General features: G+C 39.7%; 26 protein-coding genes and 2 pseudogenes. 11 read left to right on the forward strand and 17 right to left on the reverse strand.

What is annotated here, in order from left to right:
• Positions 1-250 (forward strand): annotated as a pseudogene (locus tag Q0541_RS02715) (hypothetical protein); the annotation flags it as partial.
• A 124-nt stretch (positions 251-374) separates the two neighbouring features.
• On the opposite strand, the gene Q0541_RS02720 reads toward Q0541_RS02715, so the two are convergent.
• From Q0541_RS02720 to Q0541_RS02755, 8 genes are all read right to left on the reverse strand, one after another.
• Positions 375-2,276, reverse strand: coding sequence for a hypothetical protein (locus Q0541_RS02720; protein ID WP_298905184.1), 1,902 nt, complete (start codon positions 2,274-2,276; stop codon positions 375-377).
• 64 nt (positions 2,277-2,340) lie between these two features.
• A complete protein-coding gene (locus Q0541_RS02725; RefSeq protein WP_298905186.1) occupies positions 2,341-3,057 on the reverse strand; it encodes a hypothetical protein in 717 nt (238 codons plus the stop codon).
• Complete coding sequence (locus tag Q0541_RS02730) at positions 3,057-3,467, reverse strand: hypothetical protein (RefSeq protein WP_298905188.1); 411 nt, start codon at positions 3,465-3,467, stop codon at positions 3,057-3,059. Before Q0541_RS02730 ends, Q0541_RS02725 begins: the two co-directional genes overlap by 1 nt.
• 1 nt (position 3,468) lies before the next feature.
• On the reverse strand, positions 3,469-3,726 hold the full coding sequence (locus Q0541_RS02735) for a hypothetical protein (protein WP_298905190.1): 258 nt from the start codon (positions 3,724-3,726) through the stop codon (positions 3,469-3,471).
• Between the two features lie 92 nt (positions 3,727-3,818).
• Positions 3,819-4,043, reverse strand: a complete 225-nt coding sequence (locus tag Q0541_RS02740) for a hypothetical protein (protein ID WP_298905191.1) — start codon at positions 4,041-4,043, stop codon at positions 3,819-3,821.
• A gap of 1 nt (position 4,044) precedes the next feature.
• The gene (locus Q0541_RS02745) at positions 4,045-4,239 is read right to left on the reverse strand and encodes a hypothetical protein (protein ID WP_298905193.1); all 195 of its coding nucleotides are present in this window, start codon (positions 4,237-4,239) and stop codon (positions 4,045-4,047) included.
• Positions 4,220-5,404 carry a hypothetical protein gene (locus tag Q0541_RS02750; protein WP_298905195.1) on the reverse strand — a complete coding sequence of 395 codons (1,185 nt, stop codon included), beginning with the start codon at positions 5,402-5,404 and terminating at the stop codon, positions 4,220-4,222. Before Q0541_RS02750 ends, Q0541_RS02745 begins: the two co-directional genes overlap by 20 nt.
• 179 nt (positions 5,405-5,583) lie before the next feature.
• Positions 5,584-5,748, reverse strand: coding sequence for a hypothetical protein (locus tag Q0541_RS02755; protein WP_167756050.1), 165 nt, complete (start codon positions 5,746-5,748; stop codon positions 5,584-5,586).
• Between the two features lie 170 nt (positions 5,749-5,918).
• Here Q0541_RS02755 and Q0541_RS02760 point away from each other — a divergent pair, with 170 nt between their 5' ends.
• The 5 genes from Q0541_RS02760 to Q0541_RS02780 all read left to right on the forward strand — a co-directional run bounded on the left by Q0541_RS02760 (position 5,919) and on the right by Q0541_RS02780 (position 13,180).
• Complete coding sequence (locus tag Q0541_RS02760) at positions 5,919-6,113, forward strand: ribbon-helix-helix protein, CopG family (RefSeq protein ID WP_104902418.1); 195 nt, start codon at positions 5,919-5,921, stop codon at positions 6,111-6,113.
• 520 nt (positions 6,114-6,633) lie between these two features.
• Complete coding sequence (locus Q0541_RS02765; protein WP_298905204.1) at positions 6,634-9,825, forward strand: primase-like DNA-binding domain-containing protein; 3,192 nt, start codon at positions 6,634-6,636, stop codon at positions 9,823-9,825.
• Positions 9,826-9,972: 147 nt separating this feature from the next.
• Entirely contained in the window at positions 9,973-10,887 is a 915-nt protein-coding gene (locus Q0541_RS02770; RefSeq protein WP_298905206.1) for a hypothetical protein, read from the forward strand.
• A gap of 785 nt (positions 10,888-11,672) precedes the next feature.
• Positions 11,673-12,260 carry a type IV toxin-antitoxin system AbiEi family antitoxin domain-containing protein gene (locus tag Q0541_RS02775; protein WP_298905208.1) on the forward strand — a complete coding sequence of 196 codons (588 nt, stop codon included), beginning with the start codon at positions 11,673-11,675 and terminating at the stop codon, positions 12,258-12,260.
• On the forward strand, positions 12,257-13,180 hold the full coding sequence (locus Q0541_RS02780) for a nucleotidyl transferase AbiEii/AbiGii toxin family protein (protein WP_298905210.1): 924 nt from the start codon (positions 12,257-12,259) through the stop codon (positions 13,178-13,180). Before Q0541_RS02775 ends, Q0541_RS02780 begins: the two co-directional genes overlap by 4 nt.
• 97 nt (positions 13,181-13,277) lie before the next feature.
• Here the strand turns inward: Q0541_RS02780 and Q0541_RS02785 are convergent, their stop codons facing one another.
• The gene (locus tag Q0541_RS02785; RefSeq protein WP_099070580.1) at positions 13,278-13,481 is read right to left on the reverse strand and encodes a hypothetical protein; all 204 of its coding nucleotides are present in this window, start codon (positions 13,479-13,481) and stop codon (positions 13,278-13,280) included.
• A gap of 78 nt (positions 13,482-13,559) precedes the next feature.
• On the reverse strand, positions 13,560-13,847 hold the full coding sequence (locus Q0541_RS02790) for a hypothetical protein (protein WP_099070579.1): 288 nt from the start codon (positions 13,845-13,847) through the stop codon (positions 13,560-13,562).
• Positions 13,848-14,312: 465 nt separating this feature from the next.
• Here Q0541_RS02790 and Q0541_RS02800 point away from each other — a divergent pair, with 465 nt between their 5' ends.
• The 5 genes from Q0541_RS02800 to Q0541_RS02820 all read left to right on the forward strand — a co-directional run bounded on the left by Q0541_RS02800 (position 14,313) and on the right by Q0541_RS02820 (position 18,247).
• On the forward strand, positions 14,313-15,167 hold the full coding sequence (locus Q0541_RS02800) for a ParA family protein (protein WP_298905225.1): 855 nt from the start codon (positions 14,313-14,315) through the stop codon (positions 15,165-15,167).
• Positions 15,168-15,188: 21 nt separating this feature from the next.
• Positions 15,189-15,614 carry a hypothetical protein gene (locus Q0541_RS02805; protein ID WP_298905228.1) on the forward strand — a complete coding sequence of 142 codons (426 nt, stop codon included), beginning with the start codon at positions 15,189-15,191 and terminating at the stop codon, positions 15,612-15,614.
• A gap of 187 nt (positions 15,615-15,801) precedes the next feature.
• Positions 15,802-16,782, forward strand: a complete 981-nt coding sequence (locus Q0541_RS02810; protein WP_298905230.1) for a site-specific integrase — start codon at positions 15,802-15,804, stop codon at positions 16,780-16,782.
• Positions 16,783-16,847: 65 nt separating this feature from the next.
• The gene (locus tag Q0541_RS02815; RefSeq protein WP_298905232.1) at positions 16,848-17,651 is read left to right on the forward strand and encodes a hypothetical protein; all 804 of its coding nucleotides are present in this window, start codon (positions 16,848-16,850) and stop codon (positions 17,649-17,651) included.
• A gap of 80 nt (positions 17,652-17,731) precedes the next feature.
• On the forward strand, positions 17,732-18,247 hold the full coding sequence (locus Q0541_RS02820) for a hypothetical protein (protein WP_298905234.1): 516 nt from the start codon (positions 17,732-17,734) through the stop codon (positions 18,245-18,247).
• A 295-nt stretch (positions 18,248-18,542) separates the two neighbouring features.
• On the opposite strand, the gene Q0541_RS02825 is transcribed toward Q0541_RS02820, so the two are convergent.
• From Q0541_RS02825 to Q0541_RS02855, 7 genes and pseudogenes are all read right to left on the reverse strand, one after another.
• Positions 18,543-20,657, reverse strand: coding sequence for a hypothetical protein (locus Q0541_RS02825; RefSeq protein ID WP_298905236.1), 2,115 nt, complete (start codon positions 20,655-20,657; stop codon positions 18,543-18,545).
• Positions 20,654-24,097, reverse strand: coding sequence for a hypothetical protein (locus Q0541_RS02830; RefSeq protein ID WP_298905238.1), 3,444 nt, complete (start codon positions 24,095-24,097; stop codon positions 20,654-20,656). Before Q0541_RS02830 ends, Q0541_RS02825 begins: the two co-directional genes overlap by 4 nt.
• A 91-nt stretch (positions 24,098-24,188) precedes the next feature.
• Positions 24,189-24,452 carry a hypothetical protein gene (locus tag Q0541_RS02835; protein ID WP_298905240.1) on the reverse strand — a complete coding sequence of 88 codons (264 nt, stop codon included), beginning with the start codon at positions 24,450-24,452 and terminating at the stop codon, positions 24,189-24,191.
• A gap of 264 nt (positions 24,453-24,716) precedes the next feature.
• Positions 24,717-24,935, reverse strand: a complete 219-nt coding sequence (locus tag Q0541_RS02840; RefSeq protein WP_298905242.1) for a hypothetical protein — start codon at positions 24,933-24,935, stop codon at positions 24,717-24,719.
• 293 nt (positions 24,936-25,228) lie between these two features.
• On the reverse strand, positions 25,229-25,510 hold the full coding sequence (locus tag Q0541_RS02845) for a hypothetical protein (protein WP_298905244.1): 282 nt from the start codon (positions 25,508-25,510) through the stop codon (positions 25,229-25,231).
• A 101-nt stretch (positions 25,511-25,611) separates the two neighbouring features.
• Positions 25,612-25,875, reverse strand: a complete 264-nt coding sequence (locus Q0541_RS02850; protein WP_298905246.1) for an HU family DNA-binding protein — start codon at positions 25,873-25,875, stop codon at positions 25,612-25,614.
• 39 nt (positions 25,876-25,914) lie between these two features.
• A pseudogene (locus tag Q0541_RS02855) lies at positions 25,915-26,686 on the reverse strand (relaxase); the annotation flags it as partial.

Consider the following 26,686-nt stretch of genomic DNA (forward strand, 5'->3'; position numbering starts at 1 on the left):
CATCACCATAGAGAAAGAGGTTTATCGCGCTGAACCCATAAGTAAATATGGGACGATGGGGTTGTTTACTGCATTATTTACTTTGTTGATTTTCCTTGGATTCAATCAATTTATTCCGGTAAAAACCTCGGATGATTTCAATAACTATCTACAAGCTATCTGGCAGCGTACTGGTTTTACTAACACCAAGTTACAGCGCGTTGAACGATATTTAGGTAGTGACCCCAATCAAAAACGAGGTAGAAGGTAATCAAGTAGCTAATGCCAATTAATTGACTGATATAAAGCAGTATTGGTTAGGTATAGCTGGGCTATACCTAACCAATACTGCTCAGAAGCGGGGAGTTAAACCAAATTATCTTAACTGATAACTGTTAAAAAGCGGTAAAGCCTAACTTCTCACTACCGTTCAATTGCTTGGATTCTATAAGTTGTGCGATGGCACTCCTTAAATACCGAACACTAGGTTTATCTTCACCCCACTTTCGGCTATTTCTAATCGCGGCAAAGCTGACTGGTGTTGTAACGGCTGAAGTGACAATGTTTAAAATTTGCGACAAATCCGCCTCAGAAATACTCACGAATTCTACCTCTGCAATTTCAAGCTCTTGGTTAGGCTTTGAGAAAATAGACTCCAGTTTATTAACTGCGTCATCTGGTGCAATTTTTTCCCCTCTGGGCATAACTGCTGGCTGGTGATGCTGCACCAGTTCCGGGAAGAATTTGAGTAATGTTCTAGCTGGATCTGGCTGACCATTTCCTGGGTGTAACTCAGTTTTGAGCCAGTCAGGAATCATGCCGAGATTGCCACTACTAACAGGTTCAGCAAAGTTATTAGGGTTAGCCTTAAAATATTCCCCACTGGCAACATTAATCTTTCGCAATCCGCCAGCACTGACAGACTGAGCTACACAGCCAATGAAATTAACTGATTGCTTAAAGGTATCTGCTAGTCCTGCTGTGGCCTTGCCAACCACAGAAGTTAAGTTAGAGCCGTGCAACACAATGATTAATGTACCGCCACATTTGGCGAAGCGACTCAGCAGATATTGGATCGCCCAAGTGCGATCGCTCTCCTCTAACAATGACAGCAAGCGCATCGCCTCATCAATCACAAGAAGTAAGTTTTTGTGTGAGTAAGGTTCACTTGCATCTAAGCCTTTAAGAAATTTAAGCAAGTCACGGGCGACTAGTTTATCTGCACCGTCTGCATCTTTTTCAGGGTACTTAAGGGCAGAAATCAGATTGCAACTAAAGGGGTAAACATCCACCCCGGCTGTAAAGTATTGAGTATTTAATCCCGAATCTAAAGCTAGAGATAATGTTGCTAAGATTGCTGCTAAGGTTCCCTTGCCACCTCGTTGAGTACCAGCAATCGCAATGACTTGGGAACTCATCATATCTTCTATTTGGAAACCACTTTTCCTTAAAGCCGCGATGAGTGCGTTTGCTCTATTCGCTAGAGTCAGATGAGTTATAGTCTCTGGTGAAAGCCCATTAGGTGATGGCTGTAACTCCTCCGGTTTAGAAAGAGAAGCCGCTTGGTGAGTGTCCCGAATATCTACTTGTGGTGAAGTTAATTGCTTAATATCTACGGTGGGTGGTAACTGGGTTTGAGCCTGTGCAATGGCACTTACCTCAGACCGATTCAGCCGGCTGTCAATGGTCACATCCTGTAAATGGAGAGCCATACTTTGATAAGTCGGTAGCTGACGACCCAAAAGCTTGCCAAACCAGCCAAACATCCAGCGATAAGCATAAAAACGTTTTCCTGGTTCAACTTGCGTTAAATACTGCCCAATATTTTCAAACTCAGCATGAAGAAAGGCGTACTCTTCTGCTGATTGTCGCTCTAGAAATTTAACGGTATTAGCAAGATGATCCGCTTGATAATTTCTCCGATTATCATAGTCACCAGCACGAGCTAGAGCGTCTATAAAGTTGCCACGTACAAATGGTATTGGTGCAATTTCTTTAGTGCGGTTGGAGTGTTCGACAACAAACCATAACCACGCAGCACTGCCAATTAAACCACCAACTATAGCCAAAGGATTGACCGCATAACAAACCGCTCCTATCCCAGAAGCCAGCAAGCCAAGTACACGGGTTATGTCTGCTTCGTTCTCAGAAACTCGGGCCATTTCAAATAATTGATCCTTGCGCTCTTGCAACCATTCAGAAACATTTCCTGCCTCCAAATGGGATAAGGCCGGATATGATTCGCGTAAGTGTTCCGTTTCCTTAGTTGTAATTTTTGGGATATTGTTACTTTGCATAAAACAAATGCCCTGTTGAATTAAGAAGCCGCTCAATGTGGAGAGTTGTTGAGCGGCACTCACTTTAATCTTTAGTCAATCGCCAGATGGCAAACCCAATTTCACCCGCCATCATTGTGCCGATATTAAATAAGATGCAGCCCAAAATCATGAATGGGGCTGTAAATTGAAAAGGATTACGAGCTGCAAATGTGGTGACAATATCGAACACCCAAACCGCAATCACAACTAGCCCAGCACTAGAGCGATCGCGTGTCCCTGCGGTTTTGTAGTCCACCCAAAGTTGGCCTACCAAGTCAATCTTGCCACTAGGCTTGGTTTCAAGCTCATAGACCATGTGATCTTGAAGTTCCCGTCGTGCTGAATCTGGGTTTTTACCGCGTAGGGCGTGGGCTTCGATTACCTGAACGCCTACAGAAACCATAAATGCCAAGTAAAACAAAGGATTGAACAGTGCAAACGGCACATTTAGCCAATTCCAAGCCGGCTCAAACCACGGACAAACAGGGGGCCCAGTAAAGATTAATTGCCAAGTTGAATCAGCACTAATTACAGAACCACCGATAAATAAAATCCCACCTACCAAGGCACGACCCGCGCCACCGTTAGCAACAAACTGATTAACTATAGCGGCGGCTGCTCTAATGGGTAAACCGACAATCATCACAACAGCCTTGGCGCAAAAATCGATGATTTCACCAAGCGTTCGCTTCTTACCTTTAGGTTTACCATCACTGTTACCAGTGCTATTACTTTCTGCACCAGATGTTCCTAACGCCATTATTTTCTCCTCACTGGTTTGATATTTTGAACGCTTTTACAAACCTCTTTGGCTTTGTGCTTCCACTTCCAAATTCCTTCTTCAATTCGCCCAATACACTTACCCGTTGCGTCAAACACATCAACAATCTCGTCATCTTGATAAAGGGTTGTGTCTGGTCTGGGATTGCGTTTAGCGCTATCAAAGTAATTAGTAATCCTTAGTTTTCGAGTTGTGGGCATGACTCCGGCTTCATATAAGGCATCGCTAGTCTTAGCCCGTTCTTCTATGCGCTGACGTTCTAATCCTTCGGTGGCTTTTAATCTCTCGGCTTCTGCATAAGCCCCTAATTTGGGTACTAAGGGGATAATTACAGGCAAGAAGCAGACAAAGACTCCAACCAAAGCTAAATACAATTGCTTCTTGTACATCTCACTGCACCATTGCTTTAATCAATGCAATTTTTTCCCATTGCTTTAACTCATACAGTCGTTTCAATGCTGAAGAAGCTTCGTTGCTAGGAGCGGTAGAACAATCACACTCTAACCATGCTTCATGAGCTACACGCGCAATTAACCAGAGCGTGTCTGATTCGCTCATCTTCTCTAGTCCTTCGCCCCATGTCTCACACATATCTTTAATTAGTACGTTGTCGTGAGAGAGAGAGTAATATCCTACAGGGTGCGCCATTTTGATATCCTTGAATGTGTGTACTGATTTCATCCCTGATATAAGTCACAACTGGGCGAACGCTTTTCTTCTCCGGGCAAGCGTTCGCACAATTAATGCTCATCAGAACTATTAGCGAGTTGTACTTTTTCAATGCCATCTAAAACTTCAGATATTGATTGAATGGCATCATTCAAAACCAAGTCATTTGATGTAGTAAAATGCTTCGATGTTTGCAGCCTCCTGTATTCGGGAGTAGCTTCAATCAATCTTAAAGTCTGCTCAACACCAGCCAGAACAATTACTATTTCTTCTGTGCTAACAATACTGCTCATCATATTATTCACCTCTTATCGCCTCCAAATCTCCTAAGTTGATTTGATGATTGCTATTGACAGAGAACCTTTCATTTACTAATTTCTCTAGAGCTTTTCTCAGCCAGTAAGCTGGGGTTGTACCATCCATTTCTGCAAGCATTCTGATGGCTGGAGTTAAGTCAGTTGGGACGTTGTAATTAAGCCGCTTGTTTAACATCGGTTGTTTCTCCTAAGTAAAGTTTTTTCATTTCTGATAAAGCAACGGTTCCCGGACTTTCTGGAATCAACAAATTACTTTCGGGAATACTTGCCTTGAGTAATCTTTCTTTAATCAACATCTGCACAGGCGCGATCGCAAATGCGCCGCCACACAAAGTTACTTTGCTGCGTCTGGCTTTTACGGATACCTCATCTAGGGCATAAGCCAGGGGAGAATCTTTCATCCATGAATGAATCGCGTTCTCTAACTCAGTCCCAATGTCTTCGCCATCAGGTGCAATCGCACTTATGCCGTTATCGCCAATGGTTGCAGTTTCTAAAATCTCGCGCAGTTGGTCGGGGCGAATCATTTTAGAAGAATCGGTATTGCTCAATGCTCTGGAGAATTCTTTGATTAGTGTGGCAACACCACCGCCACCATTCGGGCTACAAGTTACCCGTTTTGGTAATTTGCCTTGATTACTGTATTCGCTGATTGTGGCTGTACCATATCCGATATCAAAAGTATGGAACTGTTTATCGTCAAAGCGTTCGCTTGCCCAAAGTGATGCGCCATATCCTTCTGGAAATCCCAGAAAGCCCTGCTTGGAGAAGCACAGACGATATCTAACACCGTCTACCGCGATCCACTTGCATTGTTCAATGGATTTTTTTAGTTCTAATGGAGAAGCTAGCGAGAGCGTTGATAAACGAATGTGCAAGGTTCTACGTTTGTCGCTTGTACCCGTGGATAACTCAAACAGATTTGGCAGAGATGCGATTGCGCCTAGTGCAAGGACGGGGAAGTAGTGTACTTTGTGATTCTCGGAATCACTCATCGCTATATATTCCTTACCTTGCAGTCTGGCGGAGCTACCAACAACCCAATGCTCTACAACATCTTTGTTGTTTTCATCTTTGGCTCGGCTTAGGCTGAAAGCTCCTAATTCTCCAAAAGGTACTGATGGCACACAACACACTAAGGATTCGGTCTTCATCACTGGTGTTGTGCCAGTAGAGTTATTAACGAAAGCCTGATATTTGATACTGGAGCGCCCAGCATCTAGCATCAAATGAATTACCTTTTTTGATGGCATGGATGTAATACTTTCAAGAGTTTCAGTCTCGTTTGTGTTGGGTGCGTTCGTGCTTATAGATGTTGGTTGTTTTTTAGGTCTTGACATATCGTTTGGCTCTCAACTTTTTATCGTCACTGTCACAAGCAAAAGTAGTCAAAATCAACTAACGTTTCATGTTTCATGTTTCATGTTTCTGGCTCGTGTAAGTGGCGTTTCACGGTTGTTGTGAGGCTGAAACATTGATGCAACCGTTGAAACAGTTTCATGAAACGTTCTTTTCAACACTACTGAGTATCTTGGCTCCCCCTTGTGGGAGCCTGTGACAGCATCGAATTTTGTAAAATCTGAAGTAAAAGGAAGTTAACTACCTCTGCATGGTCATTAATGCCTAATTCCTGCGCTTTATTGCTGATAAATGGGTGTAAGGATTGCCTGATTGTTACTCGCATAAATTCTCCTCAATATAAATTTGCAGGCTGAAGTCGCCAAGAATACGTGTATCTTGTCTCTCGCTGGCGCTTTTGCCTTATGTCTGCCAATATAGCAATGACACGACATTGTGTCAACACGAAAAACAGATAGTAAAATAATTAGATATTGTGTAGGAGAATAGATTTACATGAACTCAGTAGATTCGATGGTTGATAGACGACGGAGCGAAGACTATAGGCAGTTAAGCGGTCATGTGCCAGTTCCCTTGTATCGAAAATTCAAGGCGACATGTGCTGAACGAGATGTAAACCAAAGTGAGGCCCTCGAACAAGCGCTCGCACTTTGGATAGAACAACCTGCAAAGCAAGATGGTGCCGCATGACCGACAACATAAAATGCGTCTTAATCTTAGATTAAGGTCAAGTTGAGGCAGCATCAATAAATTGAATTATTTTTATTTAGTCACACTACTAGTATTAATATAGTGGGGTATTTATCTGGTTTTTAATGTTAGTCAAAACCTTGTAAAAGCTTTGCTATGTATTGGCTTGAGGAAAATAGATAAATTGTTTTATTTTATAAAGTTGAGATATTTATTATTTTTTTTGTCTGAGATAATTTACTATGTAATAAGACTATACCCTTAGTTCATCTTTTCTAAGTGTCATGTCACCCGATATACATAAGAAAAGAATGCCTCCCCAAGACTCAACTTGTTTCAGCAAGTTGTTTAACAGTCCTAGAAGACACCCATTTGTTTTTTTCTATTAAATTTCTTTATAACTTAATGTTATCAGTTCCGAGAACTTCCTACAACGGGTTTAACGAGAAATTTGATTAAAATTTTGGTGAATCTTCAGGGGAGGTAAAGCCCACACAATTTACCTCACAAGGATTTCACAATGGTAGCTCTTTTAAAAGGACACGAAACCGTTGGCGGCTCCGCTATGCCAGAGGCGTTCGCCTCTTTCGACATCCGAAATTTTCAAGACCAGCTAGAGCCGTCCAAAACTAAAAATAAGTTTATTTGTCCAGTTTGTGGCGGGAATGACTTATCTATTGTCCCAGAAACCGGGAAGTACAGATGCTTCAATAATTGTGAGTGTAAGGACATCAGAGAGGCGATCAAACCTTGGGCTGAAGTGGTGGCAGAAAGAACAGGGGCTAATTACACTCCATCCCTAAACCGTTTGGCAGCGAAGCCCAAGAGCATCTTGCCCAAAAGTGCGCCAATTCCAGATGGTGAATTAGGTTTGGTGATGTTGACCCAAGCTGTAACCGATATTCCCCAACCGAAAAAATTAACGAGTAGACCACCAAAAGATGTTGAGGGCAGTGCCACCGAAACAATTTATCCTTACTCAGAGTCGCAATGGGTGGTTCGCTATCAGTGGCCAGATGCCAATAAGGAGAAAGGTTACAGCAAGACCTTTCGGCAATGGCACAGGCGAGAAGACGGCACTCCAGAGATGAGAAAAGGGGATGAACCCTGGAAAGCTTACCGCATTGATGAAGCTTTAGCTGCCGCTAAATCAGTAAATGGAACCCCGGCACTACTCCAGCATGAAGGTGAGGGATGCGTAGAAGTTGGTCGCACACATGGTCTTGCTGGGATTACGTTTCAAGGTAGTGGATGGGATAAAAAGACTATCACACTCGAATATAAACGCGCAATTGAAGCAGGCATAGGATTAATCGTTTTTCTGCATGACCCCGATGACACTGGCTTGAAAAAACTCCAGACGTGTTCTGAATGTGCAGCCGAGGTAGGAATTGCATTTATTGGAATTAGCCCCAATAGTATCTGCCCCGATTTACCATATAAGTCGAGTGATATCAAAGAAATCTTGGGGCAGATGGAAGTACCAGAATTTATCAGAAAGCTGGAAGAGGAGATCCACGCGGCTGTGGCGCAGCGATCGCAACAGGCAGAATCCGAAACTATTGAAAAAGAAGTTACGGAAAAATCTAATTTCAGTATAGATATTGACCCGGCAGACCCGGAGGCATTCTACAAACCCGTCTGCCAATCCATGAATTTACCTTACTCTAACTGCGTGACTTCTGGTACTTTTGATGGCTGGGCTTACCGAAAAATATTTCCTCAAACTGAATGGATGGTACTGAATTCATCCTTTTACAAGTGGTCACAAGAGAATAACCAATGGCAACACCAAGATGATAATAAAGCTTACAAGCTCCTCGCTGACGCTTCTGAATCCGCTTACAAGCTCTCTTACACAAAGACATTTGGCTGGAGAATAACCAAGCCTTACGAAACTAACGCACACGTTGATTCTGCCTTTAAATATTGCCGCAGTCGCTTAGAACCAGCAGAACCACTGCCAACCAATACTCATTTATTGGGGTTTAACAATTGTGTTGTTGATTTGCGAACTGGTGAACAAATGCCTCATCGCAAAGATTTTTACCTCACTAATATCATTCCCCACGATTACGAAGCCAACAAACCATGCCCAGAAGTTTTTCTCAAATTTATAACTGAAAGCTTTGGGTCAGAATTGGTTGAAGTGATTCGGGCGTTCACGAGTATGTTTTTAGACCCAACTGCCCCTTATGGGCGGTTTCCCCACTTAATTGGCTTAAGTGGTGGGGGCAAGGGGACGCTAGGACGGTTTTGGAGTAGTTTATTTGGCGAATCCGGCTCTAGTAGCGCTTCACACTTTGCGGATATTTCTACACCTGAAGGACGGCATCAATATTTAAGTTCCAAGCGGATATTTGGATTCCCTGACGTAGGAGGTTATGCCGAAGGAGTCCGAGCTTTTTACGAATTAGTTGACAATGGGGCAATGAGCGGACGCGCTTTATTCAATCCAGTAGCTTATTCAATCCAGTGGTACATTCGGTTTTGGGTTGCCTCTGTAAGTCATCTACAGATCGAAAATGCTGGCGACGGGTGGATGCGTCGAGCTTACCCAATTCCAGTAAAAAACCGAGATCTAAGTCCTGACCCAGACTTGTGGTTGAAGCTACAAGAGGTGAAGTCAGACATAATTTCTTGGGCTTTAGCAATGCCACGAGCAGAACGCGATCGCATTTTGTTATCGCCTCCCTCTTCAGATCGGGCGAAGAATCTGGCGCTAGAGGCATCTTTGTACGGGGACTCGACCAAATCCTTTGTAGACTTGTGCTTACGCCCCTCAACGAATGCTTCATTTATCCCACAAAGTCGTTTACACAGCTGGTATGTACTTTACTGCCGGGAACATGGTTATGCTCCTTTGGGGATGTCCAAATTTATTAGCCATTTAAAAACAGTCTTGCCCCACAACTTCAAGGAACGTAGCTGGACACCCACGGTCAACGGAAAGCGTGAAAGAATTCAGTCCCACTTTGCATTCATTGAACCACTGGCTGGGGTCTTTGAGATGAAAGTACCGGAGGGGCCACCGGATAGCTCACTAAGCAAAGCGGAATTTTGGTATTGCTTTAAAGATAAATGCCTTGAAGGGGGAATAGAAGAATTTTATGAGTTTTTTCACCCCACCAAAACGCCAGAACCCTTACACAGCACGGCTGTCCACCCTGTCCACCCACTAAATACCCCGATTTATAACCCTGGACAGGCTGAAAGCCTTACACAGCAAGGCTGTCCACCCTGTCCAATTGTCCACCCCCAAGAATTAGCATTGCAAAAAAAAGATGAAGAAAATTTTGATTGTGGAGTTAATCAATTTGTCAATTTAACTGATAACCCTTCAGTCCCCCTAGACTTTGTGGACAACCTGGACAGCCCTACTGTGACATCTTTTGAGCCTGTCCAACAAGTAAATCTTGCCGAAAACTCCTTGGACAGCCTGGACACCCCTGCTGTAGCTGGGTTTTCTCCTCGACAAGATGGTGAATTGATAAATGTTAACGAGAGCGAATTATCTCGCCCGGAATTGAAAGTTGGGGATAAAATTGAGTTTTTCAATGACAGTCTTCGCAAGTGGCAAGTCGGAATCATTAAGAGCGTTCAACTGATGGAAAGATATTTTTGTAGCGCAACAATTGAGTATCGAGGCAATAAATGTAAAGTATGTCAATTAGAAATCTTCAGGAGTGATTGGATAAAACTTCTGCATTAGGACGTTAAATCAGTTAACTCTTATTGTCACCGATGTAAAATCCGAAACGTGAATTTTGTAGCATCGACAATGCCGCCAGTCATGTAGACACTCGATAGACAATTAAGATTGAATTAGATTGCGATTTCTCCCCTATTAACAATAATCATGGCATCTGCTGAATTTACTTCGTCGGAGTCAACCCAAGCAGTACCGACAGTTGAAACCCCATTGGATGATGAGCAAGTAAATGTTGATACGTCAATAGAAAGAGACATTGAATCGACAGCAGCAATATTTCAAGCTGTTGGGGTAATTACTGGGGATGTCAACTTTACTACTGATGGACAAAGCACTGTTAGTATCGGTAGCTATGAATACCCACTTTATTACTCGAAGCGACAATGGGATGTATTAAACGCTCTTAAGAAGGAAATAGAAAATACTGGCAACCATAATCAGCGTTTGGTTGTTTATCCAAAGGCAATTCACTTTCCCCGCAGAGAGCAACCGCATCGCATCGCTTTTCAGTTAGTGGGCTTTGACAGAGGGCGAAAACTAGATGCAGTTTCAGGAGAGTTAGAAGACCTGGAGTTTAAATTATCAGGATTATGGCAGTTCATTCCTGTCTGCTCTACTCCCTGTATCTCCGTGTTCCGAAATTTCTCTAATGAAAGACTCGAATTTATTAAGCAGGCCGAACCTGCCCGTAAGGTGAAATTCATGAAGGCTAGTCATATACCTTTGCTATGGAAAGATTCACCCATCCGACCCTTCAGATTTAATCCCAAGGTGGCTAAAGAGGAGCAAGGACGCGCAGCCTTTGTGACAGTCAAGGCTAAATTTCTGCCTGGGCGTGATGTTTTCGGTTTTGTTGCACTGACTGCGCTACCTAAAGATTCTGCACCGAGATTTCTCAAAGCGTCTAAGGAGGATAAAGCCACAGTGCAGTCGGCAGCTAAGAAAGCGTCAAGAGCAGCAGCACCACCTGCACCAAAGAAAGGTAAGTCAAGAGCGACTAGTCAGGATAATACCTCTGTGCCGCGTCCCTTACCAAAACCAAAGTTAAAAACGGGTGAGTAAAACCGCTTTAAAGTTTTATCATGCGATCGCCATCATGGGGTTATATCTGTTGTGTGGCCCCCTGAATAAATAAGTATTTGCAGTATTGAGTCAGCCCTGACTGGCGCTCACGAGAGATTAAGGTTTTGGGGCGGTTAGGCGGTCATTTTGACATAAGCTCGCTTTGACCCAGGCAGACCCCCTTTTGTCCAACTGATCGCTTGATAGCTTTCCACCCTCATGGGCATTACCGCTCGATCAGAAACAACAAATCAGAGAAACTTAATAGATGCACTCATCGAATTTTTCAAAATGATATAGCTACAATAGCTGTAGTGGTTGATTCGTCAAAAAAAAATTTCAAGTAAGTATCTTTTAAAAGCATTGACAAAATGCTCAAATTTATGCTAAAATAATGAGCATCATAGGAAAAAGGCTCGATTAAGAATTATATCGAGCCTTTTTCCTATGGTTGAACTAAATATTAATAATACAAAATATTTTACTAAATTGAATAAAAAAATCTAATCAATAAAACCAGCGTACACATACGGTGGAATAAACGCTTTGGCGTTGTAACTGAGTAGTGAAGAAGTGCCATCAGATTTATCCATAAAGATTTGAGCTTAAAAGCTCATGATGAAACGTTATTTAATTTAGATAAATACCAACGTTTCATCAAAAAATAGCCAATTTATTCAAATTATTGTGTTAAAGTGTCGGTAGATATATACAAATACCAACTTTTTGTCTGATAGGTGAAAAGATAGAAGCTAAACCAAGCGGTGGATTAGAGTATGACCAAAATGCAGCAGGTATTGGAACTAGCTCATAATGTAGGTGCGATCCGTGCCAAAGATGCAGAAGCAAAAGGAATTCATCGAGACTATCTCAAACGTCTTGAGCAACAAGGACTTATCATTCGTTCTGCCCGTGGTATTTATACTTCCACGCTTGCAGAAATTACAGAGAGTCATAGTCTGGTTGAGGCTGTCAAACGGGTTCCTCATGGTGTAATCTGTCTGCTTTCTGCCCTTAGCTTTTATGAACTGACAACCCAAGCCCCCTTTGAGGTATGGCTAGCGATACCTCAAAAAGCTCGTGCGCCTAAAGAAGATATTCTTCCTCTGCGGATTGTTTATATGTCGGGTAAAGCTCTAGAATCCGGGATTGAAGAGTATGAAATTGAAGGAGTGCGTGTTCCGGTTTATTGTCCTGCCAAAACTGTTGTAGATTGTTTTAAGTTTCGCAACAAAATTGGTCTTGATGTTGCTTTGGAAGCACTGCGAGAGTGTTTGAAAGAAAGGCGCTGCACCATAGACGAAATTTGGCATTATGCTAAGATTTGCCGAATGCAGAACGTGATGCGCCCCTATCTCGAATCACTTGGATGAGTAAAAAACAGCTTCATAATATACCAGCCTCTATCAAAGCGCGATTGCTTCAACTATCAAAACAGCGAGGAGAGGATTTCAATTACCTTCTCACACTTTATGCCGCAGATCGCCTTTTATATAGGCTTGGTCAATCTTCATACAAGCATCGGTTCATCCTAAAGGGAGCGACTCTCTTCAGGATATGGAATGATGAGCCTCATAGGGCAACTAAAGATTTAGACATGCTTGCTCATGGGGATAATAAAGCCTCATACTTGGAAGAAGTATTTCGGGAAATTTGCCGCATTTCGTTTGACCAAGATGGCATTGTTTTTCTAGAAGAAACTGTTACGGCAGAAAAAATAAAGGAAGAACAAGAGTATGAAGGGATAAGAATTAAGCTAACAGGTCAACTGGCTTCTACTAATATCTCGGTTCAAGTAGATATTGGATTTGGTGATGCAGTTACACCAACAGCTGAAGAAGCTGAATTTCCCTCCATCCTAAATTTGCCAGCACCTTCTTTACTTGTTTATCCTCGTGAGACAGTAATTGCTGAAAAGTTCCAGGCAATGGTTAGTCTTGGCATAAGAAACAGCCGACTAAAAGATTTTTATGACATTTGGTTTCTTTCTCAACATTTTGAATTTCAGGGAGATATTCTTTACGAAGCTCTTAAAAACACATTTAATCGACGCAGAACATCGTTACCAACAACACTACCCTTTGCCCTGACATCAGAATTTGCTGAAGATAACGATAAACAAAGACAATGGACAGCTTTTGTTAAGAAGGGGCAGTTAAAAGCAGAACAGGTTTCATTGCCTGAAGTTATTGCGGTTATTGGGGAATTTTTAATGCCTCCTTGTTTGGCGGTCGTAGAAGAACAAGGTTTCCATAAAACCTGGACTCCCTCAAAACATTGGTCTGATATTTGATCCTCGTTCTCAAACTGAAGATCCGAAAAGAAAAGAGCAAGCCCAAGAGAGTAAGCGATCACACCTGCCGATGGTAATGGACGAGATGCGATCACATCTATTTATTTTTCCGAAGATGCTCGTTTACTAGCTCACTCATTAAAAGTCTTGCTAAAAGTTCTTCAGGCATATTTCCTAGTTGAGTAGTTTTATCCTGTAAGTCAAAAGATACGGTTATTATCCCTCTTTCTAGTTTGTATGTACCTGTATATGTACGTCCATCTTGTTCGTAGATGACAGTTTTAGATTCTGAGTTACCCATAAATAAAATTACTCTATTTCTTATGAACAGATAAAGGCGACAGCCCAGCCCATCTATATAAAAAAGAACATTGAAAAACTAAGCTTCAAGACGTTTGGGGCAAAAACCGAATTTTTCTAAAAGTGTATATATAAGACGAATATCAGAACAATCCCAGGTAATGCTAACACTGTTTGAAAAATCAAATTCAGGTTCGCCAACACCAGCCCATGCCGTATAACCGGGAACTATAGTCTCGTTATAAACACAAGTCAGTACTCTGTTTTCAGGAACTAGAACGGAGTTACAGCCTCCATCATATTTAAAAGTTCCAGCAACCCATCCATTAGGCGTTAAATGCCACTCTCTCCACTCTTTACTGCCCATATTTGTTTTATGTTTTTACTTTTTTAAATTTGGTAGACATTTCTAAACTAAGGACAACCTATTCTTCCCCAAAAAAAGAAACGCGATCGCAAATCTTCCATAGATTTGTGTTTATCTCAATCGCCCAAAATGCTCCAAAAGTCTATTGTAGCCCCGACCGCGCAATAAAGCTTAACGACCTGTATCAAAAAGTGCTTCTACTGGTAGTTCTAATCCATCAGCAGCTATCAACTCTATTTCAAAAAATAATTCATCCTCCAAACCAAAGTTGCCAGAAATCATATCCTGCCGCACGCCCCAGTTTCATTGATGCGGAAAACGTGCAGCCTCACATTCGGGTATTTTTCATGTACCATCTGGGCAACTGCTTTTGTACAAAAGTAGAATTGTACTAAAATACAATTCTACAAAAGTAAATTAGTATATTGGTTACTTTGTACTTTAGTATTTTTATGTAATTGTTTTATGCCAATTCCGCCGACAGTTGTCTCCTTGGGCTTGGCTGGGGGTCAGGGAAAGTCTACGGTAGCCTTGATGCTGGGCAGGTATTTGGGTCGCTTAGGAATTCCCGTTTTATTTGTGGATTGCGACCCTCAATCTAGTTTGACCAGTTTCTTAGGGGTACAAGTGCAGCCTGATACCCCAACCTTACTGGAAGTTCTGACACAGCCAGAAGAGAAAACAAAAATTATCGATGCCATTGCGTCTGTACCAGACGTTAAACTGGGCGACCGGATCATTAACAATAGCAACCTGTTCTTAATTCCTTCAGATGATGGGTTGGAGAGTGCTAACTATAAATTGGCCTCCAGTGGCTTAAGTCTGTTTATTTTAAGGAATCGCCTGCAACCAATTGTGAGTAATTTTGGCGTGGCAATTGTAGACCCACCCCCAGAACGTTCACATTTAGCCCAGACTTCCTTGGGTGCTGGCGATAGATGGGTGATTCCAGCAGAGTCAAATGTCAAGGGAGTGCAATCGCTGTTGCGGACTATGGAATTAATTAAAGAATTTAAAGCAGCCCTACCTTATGGTGAACTACTGGGTATAGTGCCTTTTCGCGCACGCTGGACTGGTTTGCATCCAACAAACGCTACTAAAACAAGTATTGATACCATGCGGCAGCTGGTGGGGTCGGAGTTAATGTTGCCGCATATTTTGGAATCGGATGTATTCAAAAATGCTATCAACCAACGAGTTGCACCAACAGACTTGGGACAGCCAAATCTAGAATATGCGATTCATGTCTTAGCTCAACGACTCAAGCCAGCTTTGTCAGAAGAATATGCCAAATTAATTCCCTCTGAACCAGCGTCATAAATTTTACTCTAAGGTGAAAACATGAATATTCTAGATGAAATCAGAAATAGAGCGGTTGCACCAACAGTTGCGCCACGAGAAGATGTGTTAGCTCCACAACAGCAGGATTTACCAACAAGCGATGTTGATGTGACCTCGACTGCTGATAGCCCCGTTTCAGAACTCACAAGATTAGAAGAGCAACTACGGAACTTCCCGGAAATTGCACCTAGAGTACCTGTACGTTTGGAAGTAGCAATCAAGCAAGAACTCGATGATTTATGCAACCAAGAAAAAATAACAGTTGAAACGCTCTTGGAGGCTTTTTATGTTACTTGCAAAGAAAAAGATTCAGTCATGAAACAAGTACTAAAAGAAGCCAAAAAACGGCTGAAGAGCCGCAAAGAAGCAGGTAATCTTCGCTCTAGCATTACTCGTTTAGCAAACTTGGCCAAGAAACTAAAGTAGCAATCAGGTCGATAGCAGACACCCACCGCAAGTTTAACAATGCCCAGACAGAATATCTAAGTAGAGAGCGCCTTCTGGCGTAAATAGGTGTAGAGAACTTCACTTCTCGCACCCCTTAGCGTCTGAAAGTTGTGTAAAAAGCCACTTTTGAGGGAGGATCTATTTCAAAGCACCTACCAGACAGCCCGTGAACATCCACGCGATCGCTGACAATTTTAATCCTAAGTCGCTAGCGTTAACCGAACCAGTACCGCTAACTATGCACCCGGCTGAAGTTTACCTTAACAGTCTTGGTGAAGGTTCCCGGCGGACAATGCGGGAAGCGTTAAATGCGATCGCTCGACTGTTGACCAACAACACTTGTGATACAAGCACTTTGGACTGGTCAAAGTTGCGTTACCAGCACACAGCTGCGGTGAGGTCAGTGCTGATGGAAAAATACAGTCCGGCGATGGCTAATAAAATGTTGTGTGCATTGCGGCGGACGCTCAAGGAAGCTTGGCGGTTAGGGTTAATGTCCACGGATGAGTATGGACGAGCGGCTGATATTGAGTCCGTGCGGGGCAAGAGTTTATTGAAGGGGCGCGAACTTGATGAAGCGGAAATTTCTGCGCTGTGGTCAGATTGTATTCAAGATGACTCAACATTGGGTCGGAGGGATGCGGCACTGCTGGCAGTTTTGACCGTAGGGTTGCGTCGCAGTGAGGTGACTTATCTTGATTTGAGCGATTTTAAGCTGCGTAGTCGGTCACTAACAATACGTGAAGCGAAGGGGCGGAAGGAACGAATTGTGTATTTACCTGAAGCTGGTGTGCAAGCAGTTACTGATTGGTTGCTAATTCGGGGTAAAGCACCAGGGCCGCTTTTTTATCCTTTAAATAAGGCACAGAAAATCATACCGAGAAGGATGAGTGAGCAGGGGGTGTTACGAGCATTGCAACGACGCGGGGAAAAAGCTGATGTGGATGCGTTTACACCTCATGATTTTAGAAGAACTTTTATCGGTAATCTATTGGATGCTGGTGCAGATATCGTCACGATAGCGAAACTGGCTGGTCATGCGTCGCCAAGTACGACAAGTAAGTATGATAGGCGTGGAGAAGCCGCGAAGAAACGAGCGATTGATTTGCTCAATGTACCGTATAACAGGCGGGATAAGCGTAATTAATCGAAATTACGCGCTCATAACTCATACATTATGTGACTTTTTATTTAATATGCCAGGAAATTAAAATGGAGAAGAAAAATTTTGAAGCATTCACTAATCTACGACCTTTGAAAACAAGCGCGATTCAACTGTGCGGTCAAGATTTTATTGATGGTTTGACAGAAAAAGGTATATATGCCAAAGACGCTGAATTTTGGCGAGAAGTTAACAAAAAACTAAACATTCCTGATGATGCCTATGAACTCAAACAGGCTCAAGAGAAAGCAGAGGGGGAACGAAAGCAAATAGAAGAGAAAGCAAAAAGACAAGCAGAAAGAGAAAGACTGTTAGCAAATAAGAAAGAACTTTACAGTCAAGACAGGCAAGGGTGGAAAATAACTGTATTTGAACTTATAGAGTCTGATAAACATGGAAATAAATTTGTGGCAGAATGCACTAAAGAACCAGAATTAAGAGATACTACGTGCTTTTCAAAATCTCCAGGTGAATCTTATAGTCGAGCTTGCAGTTTTATAGATGAATTTGAAAAAATGCAAGACCAATTAAAGCACTTTATAGAAAATTACCAAGTACTAAAACCTTTATATTTAATGTTGATATACCTTTCGGGTTGGGATGAATATAATCCTTACATGGGTAATACCAAAAATCAACATAGCCAAGAAAATTTTATAGGAGTTAAGTTTTGGAATGGATTTAACTTTGAGATATTGAAACAATTAAAGTCAGAAGAATTATTAGAGTTTTCAACAAGTAGAAAAACTTTGACAATAAATAAAAAAGGAATAAAAGAAGCAAGAGACATCTTAAAAAGAATTAATCTAGAAGGAGTTGAGGCGCTACTAGAGCAACGAAAAAATCATGAATAATATATTCAACTTGTAAAAACAGTGTTAACTCAACATTTATAATCAATCAATAATCATACAGAAAAAAAATAGTTCTGTTTATGTCACACATCTGCGACATCTGCGGCGAAGCGGCTTGTGAGTACATGAAAGTTACCGCTTGGTGGGGAAAACATCTTGCCTACTCTGACCCATCTGGAAGGTATAACCGTTGGTCTGCAAAGCTGAGGCAAGATACAAACCAATTAACCGCAAATATTTGTAGAAAATGTGTCGAGCAAGGCTTATCAAAATTCATAAATTTCAATCAGGAATTATCTGAAGAGTTATTAAGAAAACGCGCTATTGAGTCGAGGCGTAAAAAATACCCGAACGAGTCGATGTTGAAATCGCTACGAATGACGGTTCCTGGTGGAGTCGAAGATATTCACTGCGATATTTGTCTAAATTCTTGTTTTGAAAAACATTTAAAATTACAGTCTGAGTGGCAATATCCAGACCAATCAACCCTAACAGGTTATCTTTGTGAAGAATGCGTTTCCAAAAATTTAATAGGACAAGTTAAATTTCAGCCACTGCCTATAATAACCCTCTTGTGTCACTTTAGTAGAAGCTAATCGCTGTAAGCCTTCTGGAGCTTTAATTTCTGGATTTTGGCTATAAATTTTAGTTTTTATTAGCAAATAAAGGCTTAAAGCTTGATTCAATCAAAGGTTGAGAATTTTGCTTCGATTATTGTTTTCCAGAAGTGACATAACAGGGATAAACACTGTATCTATATCTTCAAGTGCTTAACTACTCAGAAATAGTGTCACCTCGACAGACCCCCAACTAGGTAAGGACACTGCCAAGATGTGAGTAAAACACGTCAATCGAAGAGTTATTGCAGTTGATTAATATTCATTTGTACAGTTATTGAGCAACGCCAAAATTCTTATACTCCCTAATATATTTAAATGGAAAAGGGATTACGGTACTTTGCCCGGTGCGGACAAAATCTACATCCATAGTCGGAAGGAGTTGTCTAAATATAAGTTTCGAGTCATTGACTGCAACAATTTTACGGAGATGACAAGCATCCTTGAAAGAAAACTGTACACTTTCTCTTCGCCCTCCAACAAAGTAATAAGCCTCTCTTTCAGTTTCACCAAAATATCTTATGTTGAGAGAAGCGTCGAATAAATCTTCAAGACTTTCTTTCTGTTTTGGAAAACTAAGCCTGATCTGATGCTGATTTAACAGATACTGTCGTAATTCAGATGCAACATTTGTGTTCTTTCCTAGCTTATCATTCAAAAGTTTTCGGAAGCTGTTTTTGTTTAATTCGCTGCTACCCAATCTTATCAATTCATCAAAAAATACTACAAGTTCATCACTATCTTTATTGAAAATATTAGTCATGAATTCTTGTATTAATACTGTCAAATCGGTTCCAGTTCGCTTGTTTTCGGGAAGCTCAGTATCGACTTCATTGATAATAGCTTCAATTTTAGTAAGGTCAGGAAGGCTAATTTCATCAGTACAGAATATCTGATTTATATCATTTGCATCAGAAATAACCAGACCTTCCAATGTCTTGATTTTATTCCCATAACTATCAATCATTAATTCTCTATATTTTTGAAACTTTTGATAGTTAAATATATCTTGATAATCTATTTTATGGAATTGAAAATTACCATTTGGGTAAATTTCCATAAAAATAACATGTCTTGCATCTTCATCCCAAGCAGCAAAAGTCCATATTCCGGTTAATTGTAGTTTAGCCCAATCAAACAAATTTAATGTACGATTGCTAATATCTCGCTTTATAAGTAGTTCTTTAATGCTCGTTTTAAGACTAGCATTAGATATAGTTTCAATCGATTCGATTGTAAGGTGCTGTCGATAAATTGTATCTGTTGAAAGAAGATATTCATCTTCTAGCTTCATTTTCTCGTAATAATCATCGTCGTGAATTATTTTAAAATTTAAAGCACCTTCTTTATCGCTCTTACCACAATAAATGAGCTTTTCATCAGTGACATAATCAGGATAAAGGAATGTTTTTATAGTAGTTACTAAATCCTCAGACTCTTGATTCTTAACTTTATCCACTATATTGATCAGTTGCTTGTTAAGTAATAAGCGAAGTTGTTCTGGCTTTTTCAGCAAAGTGTTATTAAGTTCAATAGTCTTGTCGATTTCAATGTTATAAAAATCAACATTCAGATATTTTGATAAATCTGCGTTAATTCTTGATATAACATGGTGTACAACACCTGCGCGACTTTTGTAAAAACTATCAATATTACTAAAATCAAGAAAGGCTGTAGATGCTTTTTTACCTTTTAAACCACATTCGATATATACTAACTTTGCATCAACTTCCCCATCACGTGGCAAATGTCTACGAAGGCTTCCAGTTGCTGCTTCAAATCTATAATAAGGCTTTTCAAGAGCATTCTGAAGTTCCTTCTTACGTTTATTATCATTAGTCTTTTTTAATTCTGAAAGAATAGAAATTTTTGTTCGGCAACGAACAGTTTTTACTTCCAACAAGTAGTCCGAACTTAAAGTTACTTTTGCTACATCAAGATAGTCTTTGTTTTTACTTTCAAAATCTCGCACAAGTAACAATGAGCCAGTTAGATTGCAATAATGATATTTAGGAAAACGCGATTTTGAGGAAGACAGTGAGTTTAATAAAATCTGAGCCAGCCATGCTTCACAAATGCACTCTTCAGAAGAGTGTCGTGAAACGCTCGGAAAAACTTCAAGAACAGCATTGTCATCAAATTCTTTGTTCGCCCTAATACCATCAAGAAGTTGATAAACCTCAACTGGTTTTTTAAACATGGCATAAGCATATTTCCCATACTGAAACATAACAGCAGCAGCATTGAAATCTTTACCAATAAGGTAATCTAATTCTGCTGCTCCATTCCAGTTTTTTTGTCGTTCACGACTAAAACGAATAAATGCAAAGTCTTCTTTAATAGCGTCAATATTAAAAGTTATTTTCAAACGGTTCGTAAAAATGCTCATTTATAAAGTTCCTTCAGAATAAATTCAAGTGCTTCATTATCTACTTTATTGTTTTTACAGAGGTAAGGAACTTCAATTATTTTCCTATCAGATGAGATATGTGGATGAAAAACTGTATTTGAAGAACCAAGAATATTGATTACAAAAACACGCTCTGCTCGAACAGTTGCCATTTTTGCACGGATTTTACTAATTAAGTCATCAGCTTGTACGGCAACCTGATCATTCCAAAATTTGAAGTCTACATAGATATTTGCATCAGTTTTAAAGTCAAAACGCTCAAATTCATCCACTTGTAGTTCTAGCAGATTAATATTTAAAAGCTTATCAAAAATATGTTTTCCGCATACTTCGCCTAATGCTCCTTTATAAATATTGTTAAACATCGGTGGTGTCAGCATCAATTCAGATTCAGGGAATGTTGTTGCCCAGCCAGAATCTATAAATAATTTATGTAAAATATCAATTCTCATCAAATCTGGAAGATGAGCAGATTTTTCACTCACTTCTTTTACTTCTTTTTTTCCGTATTCATTAGAAAAGAAAATTTCAATATCTTTATAATCATCTGTTTGTGAATAAATATATGAAGAAGCAGGTTGTCTCAATTTAAGGTAAATAAGGTTCCACTTAGGATTGCATTCTGCTTCTTTTCCTACCACAGGTTGAATGAGAACTTGTTCTCTAAGCTCTTGCCATGCTTTAACACTCTGAGGTGTCCAGGGCGTACTCAATTGGCGGCGTATGTAAGCAGAAGCTTGATTACTTCTATTAGATGCACGATTTTGTATTTCTATCAAATCTTCAGATTGCTTAGTTGATGAATCAACGGATTTAAGAAGAGCAGTATATTCACGAATAGGAATCACATCTTCTGGCAAGCAGAATCCAGTTAAATGTTTTCGTATTAAAGTATCAGCGAGAATATGAATAGTTGAAGCTTTCATATTTGTTCGGCATATCCGACCTATAGCTTGAATAACTATTTTATTTACATAGCGTGAATAAGCATTAGTATTGTATAAGTTTTTAAAATCCTGCTTTACCTTATTACTTCCTCCTAAATAACGTTTAAAAGCTTCATCCAACTTGCTTCTAAATGTATTTAATGAAATAGCTCCATTTTGAACTAAAAACTCTAATTGAAAAATATATTTAATAAATTCTTCATGTTCAATATTTTCCTTTGAAATATTAACAAGCAAATTTGTGGGATTATCTAAATAAATCCCGTTAATATCCATAGACTCATGCTTTTGCAAGTCATTAATATGTATTGGGTTGATAGAATCGGGAATGGAGAATTGTAAATTTTGTCCTACTCCACTTGTCTGGTAAGACGAAATAATAAAACGGCGTTTGTTATTTTTAAGGTCATTTAGGATTTGTGCTTTCTTTTCCTCAAATTCAACTCCACTAAGTACGACAATAGTTTCCGAAACATTATCGGTTATAAACTCTTTATTTGCGTCTAATAATAATTCAGCATACTCATATAATATATTCAAGTCAAAGTCTAAATCATTAGACTTAGGTGTTTTAGTAAAAAAGCAAATAAACGCATGACAATCAGAATTCTCTAAAAAATATTTCCATGCAGTTAACGCTTTTACATAACGAGAAAACACAAAGTCTCTATACGGCTTTTCATCGTTTATTTTATACTGAATAGTATTCCATAAATGATCTGCTGCTATTTTGTCCTCTAAAATAATTTCAAGTTTTTCAATAGCTTCTTTTTGTGACTCTACTTCAATAAATTTAGTTTTTATTTCAACTTTAGCATATCCTTTAGTTGCTTCAAAATATGCGTTTTTCAGCTTAACAAGAGCATCATGTTTAAGACGTATAAATGAATCCCCTAACCGAGATTTCAAATACTCAAGATCATAATTTCCAATATTTGTATAAAGCCCAGCAGTTGCAGAAATGCCGACAACCATAGCTTTTGAACAAACTCCAGCCAAAAAATATTCTGGTGTACGGCTGAAGTTGAACATATATATTTTTGATAAGGTATCATGCTCATCACTATCAACAATATCGTGGTAGCGAAAGCCAGTATCATAGAAACCTTGACGTTGGATGCTTCCTTTGTCAGTTCGGAGTTCATACGGCAAGTCACCTTCGATAATATTACTCGTCAGAAATTCAACATCTTTACTATCAAGGCGAAAATGATTAAGAACTGTTTTAACAGCAGATTCCAAGGGAAATGCTTCCTGAATGCTGTCATCTTCCTCTTTCAAATGGCGATAATTGTCTGCTAAATATCCAATACCTGTTTGAAAATAAGTTAAAAATCCGGCAATATCTCTTAGTAATGAATGAATATCGATCCCGATTGTTTTGGTTTTAACATCAAAAGCCTGAATCCAATTTGTACGGTTTTGTGAATCTTCAATAATTTCAATACGCTTACGACGATCTAATACATTATGAAATTGATAATCATAAAATAAAAAATTTCTTTTATTTGTTGAAAAATCTTTGTGTGATTTACACGTATGCTGTAATTTATATGTATTAAATATGTGATCTGCTTTATCTCGGAAGGATTCAATCTGTTCTCTTAGAGATAACCAATTCTTTCCTGCGGATTTTTGCTCACGCCATTTTGATTCTTGAAGTAGCCCTTCAGGACATTCATTTTGCATCAGATGATTATGAATGTTTAAGAATAAATCTAGAAGATCCACACGATGACGCAAGCCTGATTTAATAATATTATTGAGGACAGATTCTTTGGTAGTATCAAACTCATCAATAAAAATGACTGATTTATTAATTAATCGTTCATAGAAGTAATACGACGGCTCAACAAGTGTCGTATTTTTAGCAATGAACTTATCCATACTAAGGAACAAAACAGTTTTCTCATCTGTAAATACTGCGGGATACAGTTTTCCAATCCATTGATATTCCTGATTATTTTTTATAGCTGACAGCCGAGCCTTTTTCGTTTTGAAATTTTCATTTAATGTTCTTTTAATAAATTCTCTGAATGCTGGCTCAATATCTTCACGAATTTCTTTTTCCAAGGTAGATTTAATAGATTGGGGAAACTGACCATTCTTACATATTTCTATATAAGATTTTAAACGTAAATAATTTTCTGTTTTAAATTCCTCTGGAATTTCATCCTCAACTACAAGTAAATTATTAATAACACTTTGAGAATTAGAATCAATAAAAATAACATAGTCTTCAAATTCATCTCTATTGCCATCAGCAATAAAACGCTCTCTTAAATCATCAATTGGCAAATTCTTCTTGAGATTTGTAATAAAAATAATTTTTCTCTTTTGAGAAGCAAATTCCTTGTAATTAGAATAGATAAATTTGATGACGTTGTATGTTTTACCAGAGCCGGTCGGCATACTCAGGAGAAGGAGTCCAGGATTAGTTTGTTTACAGTACTCGTTTAATATTTCTTCCATATCCCTTATACCTTAGTAGAGTTTAAATCTGAGATGATTACCCTAATAATTTATTAGAGTAATCATCTCAGAAATTAGGTGAACTTGAGAGCTAGTTGGCAAATGTGAACTCTTTCCAGGGCAGGGCATGAGTAGGAAGCCTCTGAAGGAAGCGAACGATGTCAGGTCTGCCGTAGAAAGTGGCGCGACCTTGACCGTCTTGAGACATCAGCACAATGTTGTACCCCGGAAAGTAGCCCTGGAAGGCTTGAGCCGTGTCGTCACGTTCTGAAAGGTTGTTTGTCAGCCAATTCTTGACGATGACAACGGCGAATCGAACACCTTGTTCTTTAACCAATGCAGCAGTGATTTTCATGGAACTTCTCCAACGAGTGTGAGTGAGCTAGGGGTAGGGCTGAGACTGCCTTTCCCCCTTTGAACAGATCGCAGTCTGCTTTCCCATCCATAAACTTGCCGTTAGCATCTCGCTTCGTCCAAGTTTCAGTTCTAAGGTTGTAGACCTGATCGCGTTAGCGTACAGCCCCGCGACAGTAGCCGCTTCCAGTGTTCTTAGCCATTAAAAAACCTTCTATGTTCTGGCTCAAATCAGGCGGAAGTATTAAAGCTAGAAAGCACTTGGTTACTTAGATGCCCAAGCAATCCTTAAAACTTCAAGTGCCACCTCTATCCTTTTGTCTCCAGTTGAATAAATACTGGCATTATTTTTGTCGTGATAGTCTTCTTGTACCCTACTTAAATCAAAAGCTGAACTAACAACTTCTGCTGCTTCTTTGGCAGCTATATAAAGTGCTATCTTTGCTTGACTCTGTGCTTCGTTTGCGTTTAAATCCTGTGGCATATTTTTTCATTAACTACGGTTAATCTTCTATGTATTATTTTTATTAAATGCTTTTTACAATGACTAATAAATCTAGTGACTTGCAATTATAAATTCCCAAACCTGCAATCAAGGTACTTTAAAACCAGGATTAATTGCAACTATAATTTTGCTTGAACCAGGATTAAGTGCAACGTTCCCTTGATTATTTGCAGCTAACCTTTCTTGCTCGGTTGTGGCTAGCAGATAAAAAAGCTTTGAATGCGATCTGTAGATCCTGCACAACAAAAAAAGTATGCAGAATGACAGATTCCTTAACTGCCAAATAGTGACGCGTGCCGAGGCGATGTCATTGGAGTACCAATATAAGTAGCCCCATTTAAGCTTTCCATAACAACCAATCTATCGTTCTTTATTACGTATCTTATTAATGTATTTTTTATGCCTTCAGCAGTTTCGTAAAAATAACCGTTATAAAGCCATAAGTTTATTAAAATTCTTTCAGCACCTGCACTTGAGAGGAAATTTTGAATGTGTTGATAATCTGTACTTCTGTGTAATCCTACTAAATCGTATGAAATAATAAATTTTTTCATGATTTTATTGCCTCTAAAAAAAGTCTCTTTATGGTACAGAGATACTATAAGCAAATAGAACCGTATAAATACGTAAGTCTTTTCTTCGCCTTCAAATTTGATCAAAAAAAATTGAAAACCCAACGCTCTCGGTCTACTCTGACGTAGAAAGTACCGAAGTTTCGTAGAGAAACACTGTCTCCCTGTTTGAGAGATTCATAAATTTCTTCTAGGTTTAAATAAAAGTTCAGCTTCAACTGCTTGTATAGACCGCTCCAAGCACAATCCAAGCAACTCTTAACAAATAGGCGGCGAAGCGGAGTGTCTGACGCTGCCTGCAACAAATTGGTTGGCTTAACGAGTGGATTTGTGGCAGTGGCAGACACCGCCTATTTGAGCGAAGCGGTTAAGAGTTGCGCCATCACCTAGAGGGAAATTCCTTTATTCTGTCTGAGTTCTTGTTGCTGTTCTGATTCTATTATTTGCTGCAATACACGCTCTGCTTTTTGCCAAAGCTGAATATCTTCTCTTTTTACTGACCCCACATTAATCGGTGAATACTCAAGCTCACCTGACTGGTTTCGGTTGACTGTCACCCGGAAAATCTCACCTCGTTCATCATGGGTAAATACCAGCTCTCTACCTTGTTTCTCCAGAGTGGCACGTTTAAATCTCAGGCTATTTGAGCCACTTTCTCTTAGCTGCCAGTTGATTAAATCAACAGCGATAGGCACAGCTTTAGCTAAAAAATATGACTGTAATGACTGCTTTTGGTCGAGTTGCTGTTCTGGTTGTGATTCAATAGTTGCCAGTTGATTGTTAGCGATTAGAACTAATACTTTAGCTTCATCAGTAGTCCATCCGGCAGGACTAGCAAAGATAATTTCTTCAACCTCTTGGGCTGGCTTATTATCTAATAGCGCCCTCATTGCAATTTCTTTGTCTCGGTCAGTCACTAATAAGTTTTGCAAGTCGGTGCTGTAATGTTTATATAACTCGGCTGAAAGATTATCTTTTAGCTTTGATTTATCTGCGGCTAGAGTTTGAGCTTTATTAAGAGCAACTGCATCCACTGCTTTTTGTGATAAGAGTTGTTGCTCCACATCAGCAATCGCGGCATCTAGTCCATCGAATGCAGTTTTATTATTAGCTAGCTGCTCCCGATATTGAGAAAGTTGTTCTGTTAATTGTGGTAAC

Source organism: uncultured Nostoc sp. (assembly GCF_937863485.1).
GTDB lineage: Bacteria > Cyanobacteriota > Cyanobacteriia > Cyanobacteriales > Nostocaceae > Nostoc.

What these genes read in the sequence shown, in the direction of transcription:
- Q0541_RS02720 (WP_298905184.1), bottom strand. Translation starts at nt 2,276, where the DNA reads ATGCAAAGTAACAATATCCCAAAAATTACAACTAAGGAAACGGAACAC.
- Q0541_RS02725 (WP_298905186.1), bottom strand. Translation starts at nt 3,057, where the DNA reads ATGGCGTTAGGAACATCTGGTGCAGAAAGTAATAGCACTGGTAACAGT.
- Q0541_RS02730 (WP_298905188.1), bottom strand. Translation starts at nt 3,467, where the DNA reads ATGTACAAGAAGCAATTGTATTTAGCTTTGGTTGGAGTCTTTGTCTGC.
- Q0541_RS02735 (WP_298905190.1), bottom strand. Translation starts at nt 3,726, where the DNA reads ATGGCGCACCCTGTAGGATATTACTCTCTCTCTCACGACAACGTACTA.
- Q0541_RS02740 (WP_298905191.1), bottom strand. Translation starts at nt 4,043, where the DNA reads ATGATGAGCAGTATTGTTAGCACAGAAGAAATAGTAATTGTTCTGGCT.
- Q0541_RS02745 (WP_298905193.1), bottom strand. Translation starts at nt 4,239, where the DNA reads ATGTTAAACAAGCGGCTTAATTACAACGTCCCAACTGACTTAACTCCA.
- Q0541_RS02750 (WP_298905195.1), bottom strand. Translation starts at nt 5,404, where the DNA reads ATGTCAAGACCTAAAAAACAACCAACATCTATAAGCACGAACGCACCC.
- Q0541_RS02755 (WP_167756050.1), bottom strand. Translation starts at nt 5,748, where the DNA reads ATGCGAGTAACAATCAGGCAATCCTTACACCCATTTATCAGCAATAAA.
- Q0541_RS02760 (WP_104902418.1), top strand. Translation starts at nt 5,919, where the DNA reads ATGAACTCAGTAGATTCGATGGTTGATAGACGACGGAGCGAAGACTAT.
- Q0541_RS02765 (WP_298905204.1), top strand. Translation starts at nt 6,634, where the DNA reads ATGGTAGCTCTTTTAAAAGGACACGAAACCGTTGGCGGCTCCGCTATG.
- Q0541_RS02770 (WP_298905206.1), top strand. Translation starts at nt 9,973, where the DNA reads ATGGCATCTGCTGAATTTACTTCGTCGGAGTCAACCCAAGCAGTACCG.
- Q0541_RS02775 (WP_298905208.1), top strand. Translation starts at nt 11,673, where the DNA reads ATGCAGCAGGTATTGGAACTAGCTCATAATGTAGGTGCGATCCGTGCC.
- Q0541_RS02780 (WP_298905210.1), top strand. Translation starts at nt 12,257, where the DNA reads ATGAGTAAAAAACAGCTTCATAATATACCAGCCTCTATCAAAGCGCGA.
- Q0541_RS02785 (WP_099070580.1), bottom strand. Translation starts at nt 13,481, where the DNA reads ATGGGTAACTCAGAATCTAAAACTGTCATCTACGAACAAGATGGACGT.
- Q0541_RS02790 (WP_099070579.1), bottom strand. Translation starts at nt 13,847, where the DNA reads ATGGGCAGTAAAGAGTGGAGAGAGTGGCATTTAACGCCTAATGGATGG.
- Q0541_RS02800 (WP_298905225.1), top strand. Translation starts at nt 14,313, where the DNA reads ATGCCAATTCCGCCGACAGTTGTCTCCTTGGGCTTGGCTGGGGGTCAG.
- Q0541_RS02805 (WP_298905228.1), top strand. Translation starts at nt 15,189, where the DNA reads ATGAATATTCTAGATGAAATCAGAAATAGAGCGGTTGCACCAACAGTT.
- Q0541_RS02815 (WP_298905232.1), top strand. Translation starts at nt 16,848, where the DNA reads ATGGAGAAGAAAAATTTTGAAGCATTCACTAATCTACGACCTTTGAAA.
- Q0541_RS02820 (WP_298905234.1), top strand. Translation starts at nt 17,732, where the DNA reads ATGTCACACATCTGCGACATCTGCGGCGAAGCGGCTTGTGAGTACATG.
- Q0541_RS02825 (WP_298905236.1), bottom strand. Translation starts at nt 20,657, where the DNA reads ATGAGCATTTTTACGAACCGTTTGAAAATAACTTTTAATATTGACGCT.
- Q0541_RS02830 (WP_298905238.1), bottom strand. Translation starts at nt 24,097, where the DNA reads ATGGAAGAAATATTAAACGAGTACTGTAAACAAACTAATCCTGGACTC.
- Q0541_RS02835 (WP_298905240.1), bottom strand. Translation starts at nt 24,452, where the DNA reads ATGAAAATCACTGCTGCATTGGTTAAAGAACAAGGTGTTCGATTCGCC.
- Q0541_RS02840 (WP_298905242.1), bottom strand. Translation starts at nt 24,935, where the DNA reads ATGCCACAGGATTTAAACGCAAACGAAGCACAGAGTCAAGCAAAGATA.
- Q0541_RS02845 (WP_298905244.1), bottom strand. Translation starts at nt 25,510, where the DNA reads ATGAAAAAATTTATTATTTCATACGATTTAGTAGGATTACACAGAAGT.